Source organism: Burkholderia sp. Ax-1720, from assembly GCF_011753035.1.
In the GTDB taxonomy this organism is placed as follows: Bacteria; Pseudomonadota; Gammaproteobacteria; order Burkholderiales; family Burkholderiaceae; genus Burkholderia; species Burkholderia gladioli.
The window spans coordinates 1-12830 of sequence record NZ_VWWK01000189.1; the positions used below are offsets into that span (position 1 = coordinate 1).

The 12830-nt window shown below is 68.6% G+C and carries 15 protein-coding genes; 5 read left to right on the forward strand and 10 right to left on the reverse strand.

Annotated elements, in window-relative coordinates:
* Positions 1-47: 47 nt before the first annotated feature.
* The 5 genes from F3J18_RS31360 to dapF all read right to left on the reverse strand — a co-directional run bounded on the left by F3J18_RS31360 (position 48) and on the right by dapF (position 5201).
* Positions 48-1145 carry a GTP-binding protein gene (locus F3J18_RS31360; RefSeq protein ID WP_166916002.1) on the reverse strand — a complete coding sequence of 366 codons (1098 nt, stop codon included), beginning with the start codon at positions 1143-1145 and terminating at the stop codon, positions 48-50.
* Between the two features lie 164 nt (positions 1146-1309).
* Complete coding sequence (locus tag F3J18_RS31365; protein ID WP_036034689.1) at positions 1310-2563, reverse strand: class I SAM-dependent rRNA methyltransferase; 1254 nt, start codon at positions 2561-2563, stop codon at positions 1310-1312.
* Positions 2564-2622: 59 nt separating this feature from the next.
* Complete coding sequence (gene xerC / locus F3J18_RS31370) at positions 2623-3543, reverse strand: tyrosine recombinase XerC (protein WP_166916004.1); 921 nt, start codon at positions 3541-3543, stop codon at positions 2623-2625.
* An 11-nt stretch (positions 3544-3554) separates the two neighbouring features.
* Positions 3555-4289 (reverse strand): DUF484 family protein, encoded by a 735-nt coding sequence (locus tag F3J18_RS31375; RefSeq protein WP_013699709.1) that lies wholly within the window; start codon positions 4287-4289, stop codon positions 3555-3557.
* Between the two features lie 45 nt (positions 4290-4334).
* A complete protein-coding gene (dapF, locus tag F3J18_RS31380; protein ID WP_166916006.1) occupies positions 4335-5201 on the reverse strand; it encodes a diaminopimelate epimerase in 867 nt (288 codons plus the stop codon).
* A gap of 371 nt (positions 5202-5572) precedes the next feature.
* Here dapF and F3J18_RS31385 point away from each other — a divergent pair, with 371 nt between their 5' ends.
* Both F3J18_RS31385 and F3J18_RS31390 read left to right on the forward strand, forming a co-directional pair.
* Entirely contained in the window at positions 5573-5851 is a 279-nt protein-coding gene (locus F3J18_RS31385; protein WP_013699707.1) for a type II toxin-antitoxin system RelE/ParE family toxin, read from the forward strand.
* On the forward strand, positions 5803-6165 hold the full coding sequence (locus tag F3J18_RS31390; RefSeq protein ID WP_323637566.1) for a HigA family addiction module antitoxin: 363 nt from the start codon (positions 5803-5805) through the stop codon (positions 6163-6165). The genes F3J18_RS31385 and F3J18_RS31390 overlap by 49 nt, the downstream gene beginning before the upstream one ends.
* 124 nt (positions 6166-6289) lie before the next feature.
* On the opposite strand, the gene F3J18_RS31395 is transcribed toward F3J18_RS31390, so the two are convergent.
* Positions 6290-7174 (reverse strand): lipid A biosynthesis lauroyl acyltransferase, encoded by an 885-nt coding sequence (locus F3J18_RS31395; protein WP_166916008.1) that lies wholly within the window; start codon positions 7172-7174, stop codon positions 6290-6292.
* A 279-nt stretch (positions 7175-7453) separates the two neighbouring features.
* Here F3J18_RS31395 and metK point away from each other — a divergent pair, with 279 nt between their 5' ends.
* Positions 7454-8638 (forward strand): methionine adenosyltransferase, encoded by a 1185-nt coding sequence (gene metK, locus F3J18_RS31400; protein ID WP_013699704.1) that lies wholly within the window; start codon positions 7454-7456, stop codon positions 8636-8638.
* A 213-nt stretch (positions 8639-8851) separates the two neighbouring features.
* On the opposite strand, the gene F3J18_RS31405 is transcribed toward metK, so the two are convergent.
* Positions 8852-9208, reverse strand: a complete 357-nt coding sequence (locus F3J18_RS31405; RefSeq protein WP_166916010.1) for a hypothetical protein — start codon at positions 9206-9208, stop codon at positions 8852-8854.
* Between the two features lie 326 nt (positions 9209-9534).
* Between F3J18_RS31405 and F3J18_RS31410 the strand changes: the two genes are divergently transcribed.
* A complete protein-coding gene (locus F3J18_RS31410) occupies positions 9535-10374 on the forward strand; it encodes a phytanoyl-CoA dioxygenase family protein (protein WP_240154817.1) in 840 nt (279 codons plus the stop codon).
* 101 nt (positions 10375-10475) lie between these two features.
* Here F3J18_RS31410 and F3J18_RS31415 read toward each other — a convergent pair whose 3' ends face one another.
* On the reverse strand, positions 10476-10682 hold the full coding sequence (locus F3J18_RS31415; protein WP_013699701.1) for a DUF3185 family protein: 207 nt from the start codon (positions 10680-10682) through the stop codon (positions 10476-10478).
* Between the two features lie 196 nt (positions 10683-10878).
* Here F3J18_RS31415 and mgrA point away from each other — a divergent pair, with 196 nt between their 5' ends.
* Positions 10879-11922 (forward strand): L-glyceraldehyde 3-phosphate reductase, encoded by a 1044-nt coding sequence (gene mgrA, locus F3J18_RS31420; protein WP_025100316.1) that lies wholly within the window; start codon positions 10879-10881, stop codon positions 11920-11922.
* 91 nt (positions 11923-12013) lie between these two features.
* Here the strand turns inward: mgrA and F3J18_RS31425 are convergent, their stop codons facing one another.
* Both F3J18_RS31425 and F3J18_RS31430 read right to left on the reverse strand, forming a co-directional pair.
* A complete protein-coding gene (locus F3J18_RS31425) occupies positions 12014-12199 on the reverse strand; it encodes a hypothetical protein (RefSeq protein WP_013699699.1) in 186 nt (61 codons plus the stop codon).
* Positions 12200-12342: 143 nt separating this feature from the next.
* A partial coding sequence (locus F3J18_RS31430; protein WP_166916012.1) for a DMT family transporter occupies positions 12343-12830 on the reverse strand: 488 nt, incomplete at its 5' end.

Sequence of the window (12830 nt, forward strand, 5' to 3'; positions counted from 1 at the left end):
GCCGAACCAGCCGCGCGCGGCGGCCGGCCCGGCCCGGCCCGGCGCGATCAGGCGAGGCAGGCGTCGAGGCCGTCGGTGATCAGGTCCTGCGGCAGGTCGATGCCGATGAAGACCATCTTGTTGGTCTTCTTCTCGATCGGCATCCACTTGCCGGCCAGGTCGCTGCCCATCATCTGGTGCACGCCCTGGAACACCACCTTGCGGTCCACGCCCTTCATGTAGAGCACGCCCTTGTAGCGCAGCAGGCGCTCGCCGTAGATCTGCAGGATGCCGCCGAGGAAGTCCTCGAGCTTGGTCGGATCGAAGGGGCGGTCGTTGCGATAGACGAAGGACTTGATCTTGTCGTCGTGGTGGGCGTGGTGATGGCCGTGACCATGCTCGTGGTCGTGCTCGCAATGGCCGTGGTCGTGATCGCAGTGCGCATGGTCGCCGTGGTCATGACCGTGTCCATGGCCGTGGTCGTGACCGTGATGCGCGTGGTCATGCTCGTCCTCGACCAGGAAATCCGGATCGATCTCGAGCTTGGCGTTCAGGTTGAAGCCGCGCAGGTCGAAGATTTCCTTGATGTCGGCCTGGCCGAAGTCGACCTGGCGGATCGCCGCCTTCGGGTTCATGTGCATCAGGCGGTGCTTGAGCGAGGCCAGCGCCGCCTCGTTGACCAGGTCGGCCTTGGTGATGAACAGGCGGTCGGCGAAACCGACCTGGCGCTGCACCACCTCGTGCTCGTCGAGCTGGGCGTTGGCGTGCTTGGCGTCGACCAGGGTGATGATCGCGTCGAGCAGGAAATCGTCGGCGATCTGGCTGTCGATGAAGAAGGTCTGCGCCACCGGGCCCGGGTTCGCCAGGCCGGTGGTCTCGATCACCACGCGGTCGAAATCGAGCTTGCCCTCGCGCTTGCGCGCGGCCAGGTCCTCTAGCGCGCGGGCCAGGTCGCCGCGGATCGTGCAGCAGATGCAGCCGTTGCTCATCTGGATGATCTGCTCGTTGCTGTCCTGCACGAGGATCTCGTTGTCGATGTTCTCTTCGCCGAACTCGTTCTCGATCACGGCGATCTTCATGCCGTGCTGTTCGTTCAGGATGCGCTTGAGCAGGGTGGTCTTGCCGCTGCCGAGGAAGCCGGTGAGGATGGTGACTGGGGTGGCCATGTCGATCGCCTTGGTTCGTGAAACGGGGTCAAAACTGCCGGAATCTGGGTGCCGCGCCGGCCTGCCGGCGCGCACGCGGAACCACCTATTGAAACATAGTTGTCAAGCGCCCGCGCCCCGGCCGTTCGGCCGGGGCGCGTCGCGGCAATCCCAGATCGGGGCGCTCAGGCGATTTGCAACAGCAGGCCCTTCAGGTATTCGCCTTCCGGGAAGGCCGTCAGCAGCGGGTGGTCGACGCCCGCGCCGAGCCGCTTGAGGATCCGCGCGTCGACGCGCGCGTCGGCCGCCGCGCCGGCCACGATCTTCTGGAACAGGTCCATGTCGATCGCGCCCGAGCACGAATAGGTAAACAGCAGGCCGCCCGGGCGCAGCAGGCGGAAGCCGCTCAGGTTGATGTCCTTGTAGGCGCGCGCGGCGCGATCGACGTGCTCGCGGGCCGGCGCGAACTTGGGCGGATCGAGCACCACCAGGTCGAAGCGCTCGCCCTCGTCGGCCAGGCGCCGCAGGGTCTTGAACGCATCGGCGTCGAGCCAGCTGGCGCGGGCCGGGTCCAGGCCGTTGGCGGCCACGTTGCGTTGCGCGAGCGCCAGCGCGTCGCCCGAGGAGTCGATCGACACCACGCGGCGGGCGCCGCCGGCCAGCGCGGCCAGCGAGAAGCCGCCGGTGTAGCAGAAGCAGTTCAGCACTTCGCGCTCGCGCGCGAGCTGGCCGACCAGGGCGCGATTGTCGCGCTGGTCGACGTAGAAGCCGGTCTTGTGGCCGTTGGGCACGTCGACGTGGTAGCGCACGCCGTTCTCCCGCGCGATCAGCGTCGGCGGCGGCGCATCGCCGGCCAGCACGCCGGTGACCTGCTCCAGGCCTTCCTTCTGGCGGATCGACACGTCCGAGCGCTCGTAGACGTTCGGGCAGCCGGTGGCCGCCGCGAGTGCCGCGACGATCGCCTCCTTCCAGGCCTCCACGCCGGCCGCCATGAACTGGCAGACCAGCTGGCCGCGGCGCTCGGCCGAGGGCGGCGTGGCCGCGGGCGACTGGCCGACGGGCAGCTCGGCCGGCAGGCCGTCGGCCACGTAGTAGTCGACGATCAGGCCCGGCAGGCCGTCGGCCTCGCCGAACACCAGCCGCACCGCCTCGGTGTCGCTCACCATCGCCTGGCGATGGGCCACGGCGCGCTGCACGCGGCGCTTGAAGAAGGCGTGGTCGATCGGCTCGGCCTCGTCGAAGCTCCAGACACGCACGCGGATCTGCGATTCCGGGCTGAACGCGCCGCGCGCCAGGAAGCGGCCGTCGTGCGAGCGCACCAGCACGGTGGCGCCGGCGGCGGGCTTGCCGTCGACGCGCTCGATCGCGTTGGCATAGACCCAGGGATGGCGGCGCAGCAGGGATTTGTCTTTCGACGGCTTGAGCGTAACGGTATGCATGTCGGTATCGAATCGGGCCGCGTGGGGCACGCGGCGGGGCAAGGAGGGCGCGGCGCGCGTCAGTCGCGCTTTTTCGCGCGCGGATGCGCGCTGTCGTAGATGCGCGCGAGATGCTGGAAGTCGAGCGAGGTATAGACCTGGGTGGCCGAGATGCTGGCGTGGCCGAGCAGCTCCTGCACCGCACGCAGGTCGCCGCTCGACTGCAGCACGTGGGTGGCGAACGAGTGGCGCAGCACGTGCGGATGGACGTTGGCGGGGATGCCGGCCACCAGGGCGGCGCGCTTGACGCGCTCGCGCACCACGCCGGGCGACATGCGCTTGCCGCGCGCCGAGAGGAACAGCGGATGCGGATCGTCGCGCACCCAGCCCGCGCGTACCGCGAGCCAGGCGTCGAGCGCCTCGAGCGCCTTGCGCCCGACCGGCACCTTGCGTTCCTTGCCGCCCTTGCCGAGCACGCTGACCTCGGCCTGCTCGCGGTCCAGCCAGCTCGCCGAGCGGTAGCCGTCGGCCTGCGTGTAGTGCACGTCGAGGCCGACCAGCTCGGCCAGGCGCAAGCCGGAGGAATAGAACAGCTCGAGGATCGCGTGGTCGCGCAGGCCCTCGGGCGTTTCCGGGAACGGCGACTCCATCAGCGTGTTGGCGTCGTCCACCGACAGCGCCTTGGGCAAGGTCTTCGCCCGCTTGGGCGCGCGCACCGTGGCCACCGGGTTGGCCGGCATCTCCACGCGCAGCGCGTACCAGCGGTAGAAGGCGCGCCAGGCCGACAGCCGGTGCGCGATCGAGCGCGCCGACAGGCCGCCGGCATGCGCGCGCGCCACCGCGCCGCGCATGTCGGCCGCGCCCAGGCTCGCCAGCGGGCGGCCGTCGGCGAACGCGAGCAGCGCGTCGAGTTCGTGCGCGTAGCCGCGCAGCGTGTGTTCCGAGAGCTGCCTGACGTGCTGCAGGTACGACAGGTAGGCAGCGATCGGATCGTCGGTCATGGCGCGCTCGTTCAGTGCGGCAGCAGGCGCGTGAGCGCGGCGCTGGCCAGCGCGCCGATGCGCGTCAGGAAGTCGGTGCCCATGCCGTCGTGGAAGCGGCGCGGATCGGGCGAGCCGAGCACCAGCAGGCCGAAGGTGGGGGCGCCTTCCCCGGCTTCGGGGGCGCGCAGCGCGATCAGCGCGATCGATTCGGCCGCGCCCGAGGGCCGGGCGCCGGCCTCGGCCGCCTCGGCGCCTTCTGCCAGGGCCGCGGCCGGCTGCGCCTCGACCGGCGCCAGCCATTGCGCCGCCTCGAAGCCCGAGTTCGCGCCGCAATAGGGTGTGGCCAGGCTGTTGGCGAACAGCCGTACTTCCTCGCCGACGTTGCGCGCGAATTCGGCCTGCGCGTAGGTATCGGCGACGTCCCAGATCCGCAGCGCCGTCTGCGGCACGTCGAACACCTCGGCCAGCCCGCCCGCGATCGCGCGCGGCAGCGCATGCGCGTCGCGCTCGGCGATCACGCGCGAGATCCAGTGGTTGAACTTGGTCGACAGGCCGTCGTTCTCGTGGCCGTAGCGCAGCAGCTCGGCGAGCCGCCGCTCGAGCAGCTTGTTCTTGTCGCGCAGCATCTCCATCTGCCGTTCCTGCAGGGAGATCGCGGCCTTGCCGTGCGGGTTCGCGAGCTTGACCGAGGCGAGCAGCTCCGCGTGGCGCGCGAAGAATTCGGGGTTGGCCAGCAGGTAGTCGGCGACGTCGCGTTCGTTCATAAGGCGTCAGGGTTCCGGTGCGCTTGGGGTTCGGGGGCGTGGCGGTCAGTCGGCCAGTTCGATGGCGCCGTCGAACACGGTGACGGCGGGGCCTGCCATGTAGAGCGGCGCGGCCTGGTCGCGCGCGCCGTCCCAGTGGATCGTCAGGGTGCCGCCGTGGGTCTGGACGGCCACCGGCGAATCGAGCAGGCCGCGCCGGATCCCGGCCGCGACCGCGGCGCAGGCGCCGGTGCCGCAGGCGAGCGTCTCGCCGGCGCCGCGCTCGTAGACGCGCAGCTTCACCTCCCGGCGCGAGACGATCTGCAGGAAGCCGGCATTGACGCGCTGCGGGAAGCGCGTGTGGCGTTCGATCACCGGGCCGTCTTCCAGCACTGCGAAGGCCTCGGCGTCCTCGACCAACTGCACCGCATGCGGATTGCCCATCGAGACCACCGAGATCCAGCGCGTCGCGCCGTTCACCTCGAGCGGGTAGACGGTATCGGCGCCGTCGCGGCGGCCCTCGAGCCCGGCCGCGTCGAACGGCACGCGGGCCGGCTCGAACACGGGCGAGCCCATGTCGACCACCACCTCGCCGTTGTCCTGCATGCTCAGCGTGATCACGCCGTGCTTGACCTGCACGCGCACCGTGGTCTTGTCCGTCAGGCCCTTGTCGCGTACGAACTTCACGAAGCAGCGCGCGCCGTTGCCGCAATGCTCGACCTCGCCGCCGTCGCAATTGAAGATCCGGTACTTGAAATCGACGCCGTCGAGGCTCGGCCGCTCGACCAGCAGCAGTTGGTCGGCGCCGATGCCGAAATGGCGATCGGCGAGTGCGCGCACGCGCTCGGGCGTGAGGCCGAGATCGCCGGCGGTGCCGTCGAGCACGACGAAGTCGTTGCCGGCGCCTTGCATCTTGGTGAACGGAAGTTTCACGGTGTTCCAGGTTTGCCTGTCGAAACGGGACTGGGTGGGCCTGGGCGGCCCCGCCGCGCGGTTCGCGAACACGCGCGCCAGCCTGAGCGTGAATGATACATGGAGTGCCGGCCGGCAATGGGGGGCGGGGTGGACGCGAGGGACGGCGCGGCCTTTTCGCGGCGACGCCTGGCCGGATGGCCAGCGCGCAGGGGGCGAGCGATTACGAGATGGCAGGACACGCACAATGGCCGCTCTTGGCCGTTGACTCGGGACCATGGCGTTGCGTATAGTGTGGCTGCTCGCTGCACACGCGGCCTGGACAGATTCCTTCGTTTCCCGATGAATGGCCGCCGGCGATGGCGCCGGCACGGACATAGATCGGGAGGTCCATGATCAAGTCGTGGCGTCACAAGGGTCTTGAAGCGTTTTTCCTTTACGGCAGCAAGGCAGGTATTCGGCCCGACCATGCGTCGCGGCTTCGGCGTCAGTTGATGCGCCTCGATATCGCCTGTTGCGCGCGGGACATGAATCTCGCCGGGTGGCGGCTGCATGCGCTCGGCGGCGAGCTGGGCGGGTATTTCTCCGTCAGGGTCAGCGGCAACTGGCGGCTGATCTTCGCATTCGACGGCGAGGACGCGATCCTCGTCGACTACCTGGACTATCACTGACCGACAGGGTTCGCGACATGACGCGCATTTCCAATCCACCACATCCCGGCGAAACGCTGCGCGAAGACGTGCTGCCCGCGCTCGGCCTGACCGTCACCGAGGCCGCGGCCCAGCTGGGCGTGACGCGGGCCGCGCTGTCGCGCGTGCTCAACGGCCGGGCCGCGATCTCGCCGGAGATGGCCTTGCGCATCGAGGGCTGGCTCGGCATCGAGAACGGCGGCCGGGCCGATCTCTGGCTCGCCGAGCAACTCGCCTACGATCTGGCGCAGGCTCGCGCCAAAGGCATGCCCAAGGTGATTCGGGCTCGCGCCTGAACCCTGGCCCGCAGCGCGGGGCAACCCCAAACGACGAAGGCCGGGATTACCCATCCCGGCCTTCTTGCCTTGCCCGGCCGATTCGTCCGACCAGCGCGGGGTCGTGCCCCGTCGCGCGCGACGCTCAATAGAACCCCGGCTCGCCCGGCGGCCGCGTCTTGAAGCGCTTGTGCACCCAGTAGTACTGCTCCGGCAGCAGCGGGATCTGCTCCTCCAGGAAGGCGTTCATGCGGCGCGCGTCGAGATCGTCGTCGCCGGTCGGGTAGTCATCCCAGGGCTTGAACACGCGCAGGCGATACCCCTTGTAGTTCGGCAGCACCTCGCCGATGAAGGGCACCACCTGCGCGCGCCCGGTCTTGGCCAGCCGGCCCACGGCGGTCAGCGTGCAGGTAGGAATCCCGAAGAAGGGCACGAAGGTGGAATTGCGCACGCCGTAGTCCATGTCGGCGCCGAGCATCACCGGCTTGCGGTCGCGCAGCCAGCGCAGCACGATGCGCGCGCTGTCGGCGCGGCTCGCCATCTCGGCGTCGAAGCGGCCGCGCGCGCGCTTGGCCTCGGCTTCCAGCAGCGGGTTCGAGAATGGTTGGTACAACGAACCGCAGGTGCGTTGCAGCGAGCGGTTCAGCCAGATCGAGCCGGCCTCGATGCCGACGAAATGCAGGCCCAGGAACAGGGTGGGCGGCAGGTCCGGATCGGTCAGGTCGATCGCGCTGTCCACCTCGATCAGCCTGGCGAGCTTCTTCTCCGAGCCGAACCATTGCACGCTGCGCTCGACGTAGCTGCGAATCGCATGACGAAAGTGCCGGCCGGCGATTTCCTCGCGCCGCGCCTCGCTCCACTCGGGAAAGCAGAGTTTCAGATTCGTATGTACGATGCGTTTTCTCCGGCTCGGGATGCGATAGAGCAGCCAGCCGAGACCATCGCCGAAGCGGGCCGTCACGCTATAAGGAAGCAGCGCGAACAGCTTGAGCAGCAGCAACGCGAATTGCGTTCCCAGGCGCGCTAGCATGCGCGGCTCCGCGCTGCCGCGGCGGCGCGAAAGGCCGGCGAATAAAGAAATGAATTCAGAATGAGGATCGGCGGAAACACCACGGCGCTCTTGTGTGACAAAGGGAGAAAGCCGATATAATACGGGCTTCGCCGAGTTAACTGACAACTTGCGGGGCGAAGCCGGACGGGTCTACCAGGCTCATCCGGACCAAGGAATCCGCTAAAGCGTCGCCACTTCAACAAGCAACCGAAGCTGGCTACGTGAATGCAACCGTAACCACCAAGGAGCTTGAACAAAGTGGCAAACGACTTCTTCTTCACGTCCGAATCCGTTTCCGAAGGCCATCCGGACAAGGTCGCCGACCAAATCTCCGACGCGATCCTCGACGCCATCCTCGCGCAAGACAAATACTCCCGCGTTGCCGCCGAAACGCTGTGCAACACGGGTCTGGTCGTGCTCGCCGGTGAAATCACCACCACCGCGAACATCGACTACATCCAGATCGCGCGCGATACGATCCGTCGCATTGGTTACGACAACACCGACTTCGGCATCGACTACAAGGGCTGCGCGGTGCTGGTCGCCTACGACAAGCAATCGCCGGACATCGCGCAGGGCGTGGACCGCGCGCACGACAACAACCTCGACCAGGGCGCGGGCGACCAGGGCCTGATGTTCGGTTACGCGTGCGATGAAACGCCGGAACTGATGCCGCTGCCGATCTACCTGTCGCACCGCCTGGTCGAGCGTCAGGCCAACCTGCGCCGCGACGGCCGCCTGCCCTGGCTGCGCCCGGATGCGAAGTCGCAGGTCACGGTCCGCTACGTCGACGGCAAGCCGCACGCGATCGACACCGTGGTGCTGTCGACGCAGCACGCGCCGGACATTGACCTGCCGCAACTGCGCGAAGCCGTGATCGAGGAGATCATCAAGCCGACGCTGCCGGCCGAGCTGATCAAGGGCGACATCAAGTTCCTGGTCAATCCGACCGGCCGTTTCGTGATCGGTGGCCCGCAAGGCGATTGCGGCCTGACCGGCCGCAAGATCATCGTCGACACCTACGGCGGTGCCGCACCGCACGGCGGCGGCGCGTTCTCGGGCAAGGATCCGTCCAAGGTCGACCGTTCGGCCGCCTACGCGGGCCGCTACGTCGCCAAGAACATCGTCGCCGCGGGCCTGGCCTCGCGCGCGCTGATCCAGGTTTCCTACGCGATCGGCGTGGCGGAACCGACCTCGGTGATGGTCAACACCTTCGGCACCGGCAAGGTGTCGGACGACACGATCACCAAGCTGGTCCGCGAGCACTTCGACCTGCGTCCGAAGGGCATCGTGCAGATGCTGGACCTGCTGCGCCCGATCTACGAGAAGACCGCCGCGTACGGCCACTTCGGCCGCGCCGAGCCGGAATTCACCTGGGAAGCGACCGACAAGGCGCTCGCGCTGGCCGAAGCGGCCGGCGTCGAACCGGCTGTCGCGGTCTGAGCGTCGCGCTGCGCCGTCCCTGACGGCAGATGAAAAAACCCCGGCCTGGCCGGGGTTTTTTATTGCCCGTCGCGGGTGCGGACGAGGGCGCGAACGAGGGGCGCGGGCAACGGGGCGGGAACACGCCCACCGCCGCCAAGACGATCGGTATGAGGAATGCCGCGCAGGCGGCGTGCCCGGCGGCGGCCCGGGCCGTTGGTCCGGAGCCGTGCTTCAGCGTGCGCCGAACGCGAACCAGCCGGCGCTGGCCGACAGGCGGCGCGGGCGATTCACGCGCCGGCGGGGGCCGTTGGCGCGGCGCAGCGCGAGCAGGCGCAGCGAGGAGGGCTTGCGCAGCAGCGCGGGCAGGCCCAGGCGGCGCGCGCTCGCGTGGGCGCGCATAGTGGCCAGGAACGCATGCAGCCAGCTGCGCAGGCCACCCAGGCGCGGCGCGGCCGGCGTGATCGCGCGGTTCGCCAGCGCGCGCGTGCGGGCGTGATGGTGGCGCAGCGCACGGACGATCCGGCGGGGTTCGAGCGGGGCGAGACGCTTGGCGGCGCGGTTCAGGCGGGAGGTGAGACTGAAGGACATGACGGTGTGACTTGGCTCGTAAAAGTGCCGGATCGGCTGCGCGCAGTCGCGCGACCGGCTTCCGACACCTGAGTGAATGGGCCCCAGGCAAGGTGCCGCTGCATGGTAGCGGATGCCAAAATAGGCCGCGCCGGTCGAAATGACAGGCGCCGCCAGCCTACCGGCGATCCGTGACGCCCAGAAGTCGAGACAACCCTGATTCCGGCCCAAGGGCGGCGCGGCACGCGCATCGCCGGGTTAGTCGCCCGGGCCGCGCGACAGTTCCGCGCTCCGGCGCCCCGCCATGCTGCCGCGCAAGCCGGCCCGACATATCCCTGTCGCCGACAATGCCGGGTTCCGGATCAATCCCCGCCGTCTTACAATCATCGATTCATAAAAACGACATCGAGCCACCCATGTCCTCACCGCAGTCCGAGATGATTCGCGCGCAAATCGCCGACTTGCGCGAGCACGGTTACGTGATCGCCCGGGGGCTGGTCGCGCCCGAGACCTGCGCGGCGCTGAAGGCCGTCGCCGAGCGGCAGCTGCGGGAGGCCGCCGAGCCGCTCGAGTTCGAGGCCGACCTGCGCTACCCGGGCGCGCCCGAATCGAAGGACGCGCCGGGCGGGCGCACCGTGCGGCGCCTGCTCGACGCCCACTCGCGCGCGCCCGAGTTCGCCCAGCGCGCCACCGCCCCCGAGATCGCCGCCTGGATGCAGGCCTACTTCGGAGAGACGGCGCTGCTCTCGCGCGTGCATCACAACTGCATGATGACCAAGCATCCGATGTACGGCAGCCTGACCGGCTGGCATCGCGATTTCCGCTACTGGGCCTTCGAGCGCGCCGATCTGGTTTCGGTATGGCTCGCGGTGGGCGCCGAGACGAATACCAACGGCGCGCTGTGGCTGGTGCCCGGTTCGCATACGGCCGAGTTCGGCGCCGAGGCCTTCGACGAGGCGAAGTTCTTCCGCGGCGACCTGCCGGCCAATCGCGCGTTGATCGATCGCGCGGTCTGCCCCGAGCTGAGCCCCGGCGACGTGGTGTTCTTCCACTGCAACACGCTGCATTCGGCCGGGCAGAATCGCAGCGACCAGGTGAAGTTCTCGCTGGTCTACACCTATCACGCCGAAAGCAATCGCCCGCTGCCGGGCTCGCGCTCGGCCTCGAAGCCCGACGTTCGACTCTGAGGCGCGAGCCGGCGACAGGCGCCATGCGAAAACGGGCGGCCGATCCAGGATCGGTCGCCCGTTTTTCGTTTCGACGCGCGCCAGGCGCGTACCTGTCCTCCTCAGCGCCTGCCGCCCGGCATCGCCAGGCCGATCAGCCCGGCCAGCATCGCCACCGTGCCGCCCGCGATCAGCAGGATCGTCTTGGTGGCGGGCGAGCCGGTGAACAGTCGCGACAGGCTGTCGTTGAACGAATGGAAGGACTGGCCGCCGAAATACAGCAGCACGATGCCGCCGACGATCAGCGCGACCGAGATCGCTCGGGTCATGGTTTTCCTCGCTGTAACGAATCATCAGGACGCCGCAGTGTAGGTTAGCGGCGCGATCGCGTCCATGCCGTCGCGACGAGGCTGCGCGAACGCGTCGGGCCCGCTACCATGGGCGGCTCGCGTTTCCCGTCCGCCCGGCCGCGCGCTCCACGCGCAGCGCCGGGCGGCCTTCTTCGACTCGACAGGGGATTCCTCGATGGCCTACGAAGCAGCATCCGAACGCTATGCCGACATGCCGTACCGCACCTGCGGCAAGTCGGGCCTCAAACTGCCGGCCTTGTCGCTCGGCCTCTGGCACAACTTCGGCGATACCACGCCGCTCTCCACGCAGCGCGAGATCCTGCGCACCGCCTTCGATCTCGGCATCACCCACTTCGATCTCGCCAACAACTACGGGCCGCCCTACGGCAGCGCCGAGATCAACTTCGGCCGCCTGCTGAAGGAGGATTTCCGCCCCTATCGCGACGAGCTGCTGATCTCGACCAAGGCCGGCTGGGACATGTGGCCGGGCCCCTACGGCAGCGGCGGCGGCTCGCGCAAGTACGTGCTGGCGAGCCTCGACCAGAGCCTCGCGCGCATGGGCCTCGACTATGTCGACATCTTCTATTCGCATCGCTTCGACGCGCATACGCCGCTGGAGGAAACCGCCGGCGCGCTGGCCACGGCGGTGAAGCAGGGCAAGGCGCTGTACGTGGGCGTGTCCTCGTACTCGGCCGCCAAGACGCGCGAGATCGCCCGGCTGCTGGCCGAGGAGCGCGTGCCGCTGCTGATCCACCAGCCCGCCTACAACCTGCTGAACCGCTGGCCCGAGCGCGAGCTGTTCGACGCGCTCGACGAGACCGGCGCCGGCAGCATCGCCTTCACGCCGCTCGCGCAGGGCCTGCTGACCTCGAAATACCTGAACGGGATTCCCGACGATGCGCGCGTCAACAAGCCGGGCGGCGGCTCGCTGAAGGCCGAGCACCTGAGCGCGCAGAACATCGAGCATGTGCGCAAGCTCAACGAGATCGCCGCGCGCCGCGGCCAGAGCCTGGCGCAGATGGCGCTGGCCTGGGTGCTGCGCGGCAATCGCGTGACCTCGGCGCTGATCGGCGCGAGCCGGGCCGAGCAGGTGCGCGAGAACGTCGGTGCCTTGAAGCGGCTCGACTTCACGGCCGAGGAACTGGCCGAGATCGATCGTTACGCGACCGAAGGCGGGATCAATCTGTGGGAAAAGCCGTCCACCGACCAGGAGATCTGATCGAGGCTCGCGCCTTTGCGGCGCGATAAAGGCTGGAGGCGACGCGCGCCGGGCGCGCGTCGTCGATTCATCGAGCGTTCAGCCGGTGCCGCTAGATCAGCGCCGGCAATCCCTCGACCAGCAGCAACGCGACGCCGACCCCGAGCGCGGCACCCAGCACGCGCAGCACGTTGTGCCGGATGTTGTGCGTGCCGCACGGCACCGCGCCGAGGAACAGCGCACCGGCCAGCGCCATCGGAATCAGAAGGATGAAATCGCCGATCGTGAAGTAGCCCATGTTCGTCTCCCGTCTCGATCTGTCATCCGCGCGTGATTCGCGCGCGGTTGATTCGAGTATAGGTAAGGAAACGCCGAATTTCGCCTTCCGGATTGTTGCGAATCCGAAGAAACACCTCCCGGCAACGATCGGCGCCCACGGTTTCATGTTTCGCTTTCCGAAGTATTTCCACGAGCTTTCATTTGCCGCAGCGCACGATCGGGCGCATGCCGGAACACCAGCACCAGGCCGCCGAGGATCGCGGCCATGCCGAGCATCTCGAGCCGGCCCGGCAGGTGGCCGAAGCCGATCGCATCCATCAGCGTGGTGACCACCGGCACCAGGTAGAACAGGCTCGTCACGTTGACGGCGTCGCCGTCGCGCATCAGCCGGTAGAACAGCATCTGCCCCGCCACCGAGATCACCAGGCCCAGCCACAGCACCGCGATCAGCAGCGCGGGGCTGGCGTCGAAACGCAGCGCCGCGCCGAGCGATCCGCCCGGCGCGAGCGGCAGGCAGGCCAGGCTCATCGCCAGGCCGATCGCGGTCTGCATCGCCAGGCCATCGGCCGGCGCCACGCCGCTGCGCTTCTGCAGCAGCGCGCCGGCGGTGATCGCCAGCAGCGCGGCCAGCGCGATCGCCGCGCCGCCCG

Bases quoted from the DNA above. Each gene is read 5' to 3' on its own strand.
- F3J18_RS31360 (WP_166916002.1), bottom strand. From the start codon at position 1,145: ATGGCCACCCCAGTCACCATCCTCACCGGCTTCCTCGGCAGCGGCAAG.
- F3J18_RS31365 (WP_036034689.1), bottom strand. From the start codon at position 2,563: ATGCATACCGTTACGCTCAAGCCGTCGAAAGACAAATCCCTGCTGCGC.
- xerC (WP_166916004.1), bottom strand. From the start codon at position 3,543: ATGACCGACGATCCGATCGCTGCCTACCTGTCGTACCTGCAGCACGTC.
- F3J18_RS31375 (WP_013699709.1), bottom strand. From the start codon at position 4,289: ATGAACGAACGCGACGTCGCCGACTACCTGCTGGCCAACCCCGAATTC.
- F3J18_RS31385 (WP_013699707.1), top strand. From the start codon at position 5,573: ATGATCAAGTCGTGGCGTCACAAGGGTCTTGAAGCGTTTTTCCTTTAC.
- F3J18_RS31395 (WP_166916008.1), bottom strand. From the start codon at position 7,174: ATGCTAGCGCGCCTGGGAACGCAATTCGCGTTGCTGCTGCTCAAGCTG.
- F3J18_RS31405 (WP_166916010.1), bottom strand. From the start codon at position 9,208: ATGTCCTTCAGTCTCACCTCCCGCCTGAACCGCGCCGCCAAGCGTCTC.
- F3J18_RS31410 (WP_240154817.1), top strand. From the start codon at position 9,535: ATGCCGGGTTCCGGATCAATCCCCGCCGTCTTACAATCATCGATTCAT.
- F3J18_RS31415 (WP_013699701.1), bottom strand. From the start codon at position 10,682: ATGACCCGAGCGATCTCGGTCGCGCTGATCGTCGGCGGCATCGTGCTG.
- mgrA (WP_025100316.1), top strand. From the start codon at position 10,879: ATGGCCTACGAAGCAGCATCCGAACGCTATGCCGACATGCCGTACCGC.
- F3J18_RS31425 (WP_013699699.1), bottom strand. From the start codon at position 12,199: ATGGGCTACTTCACGATCGGCGATTTCATCCTTCTGATTCCGATGGCG.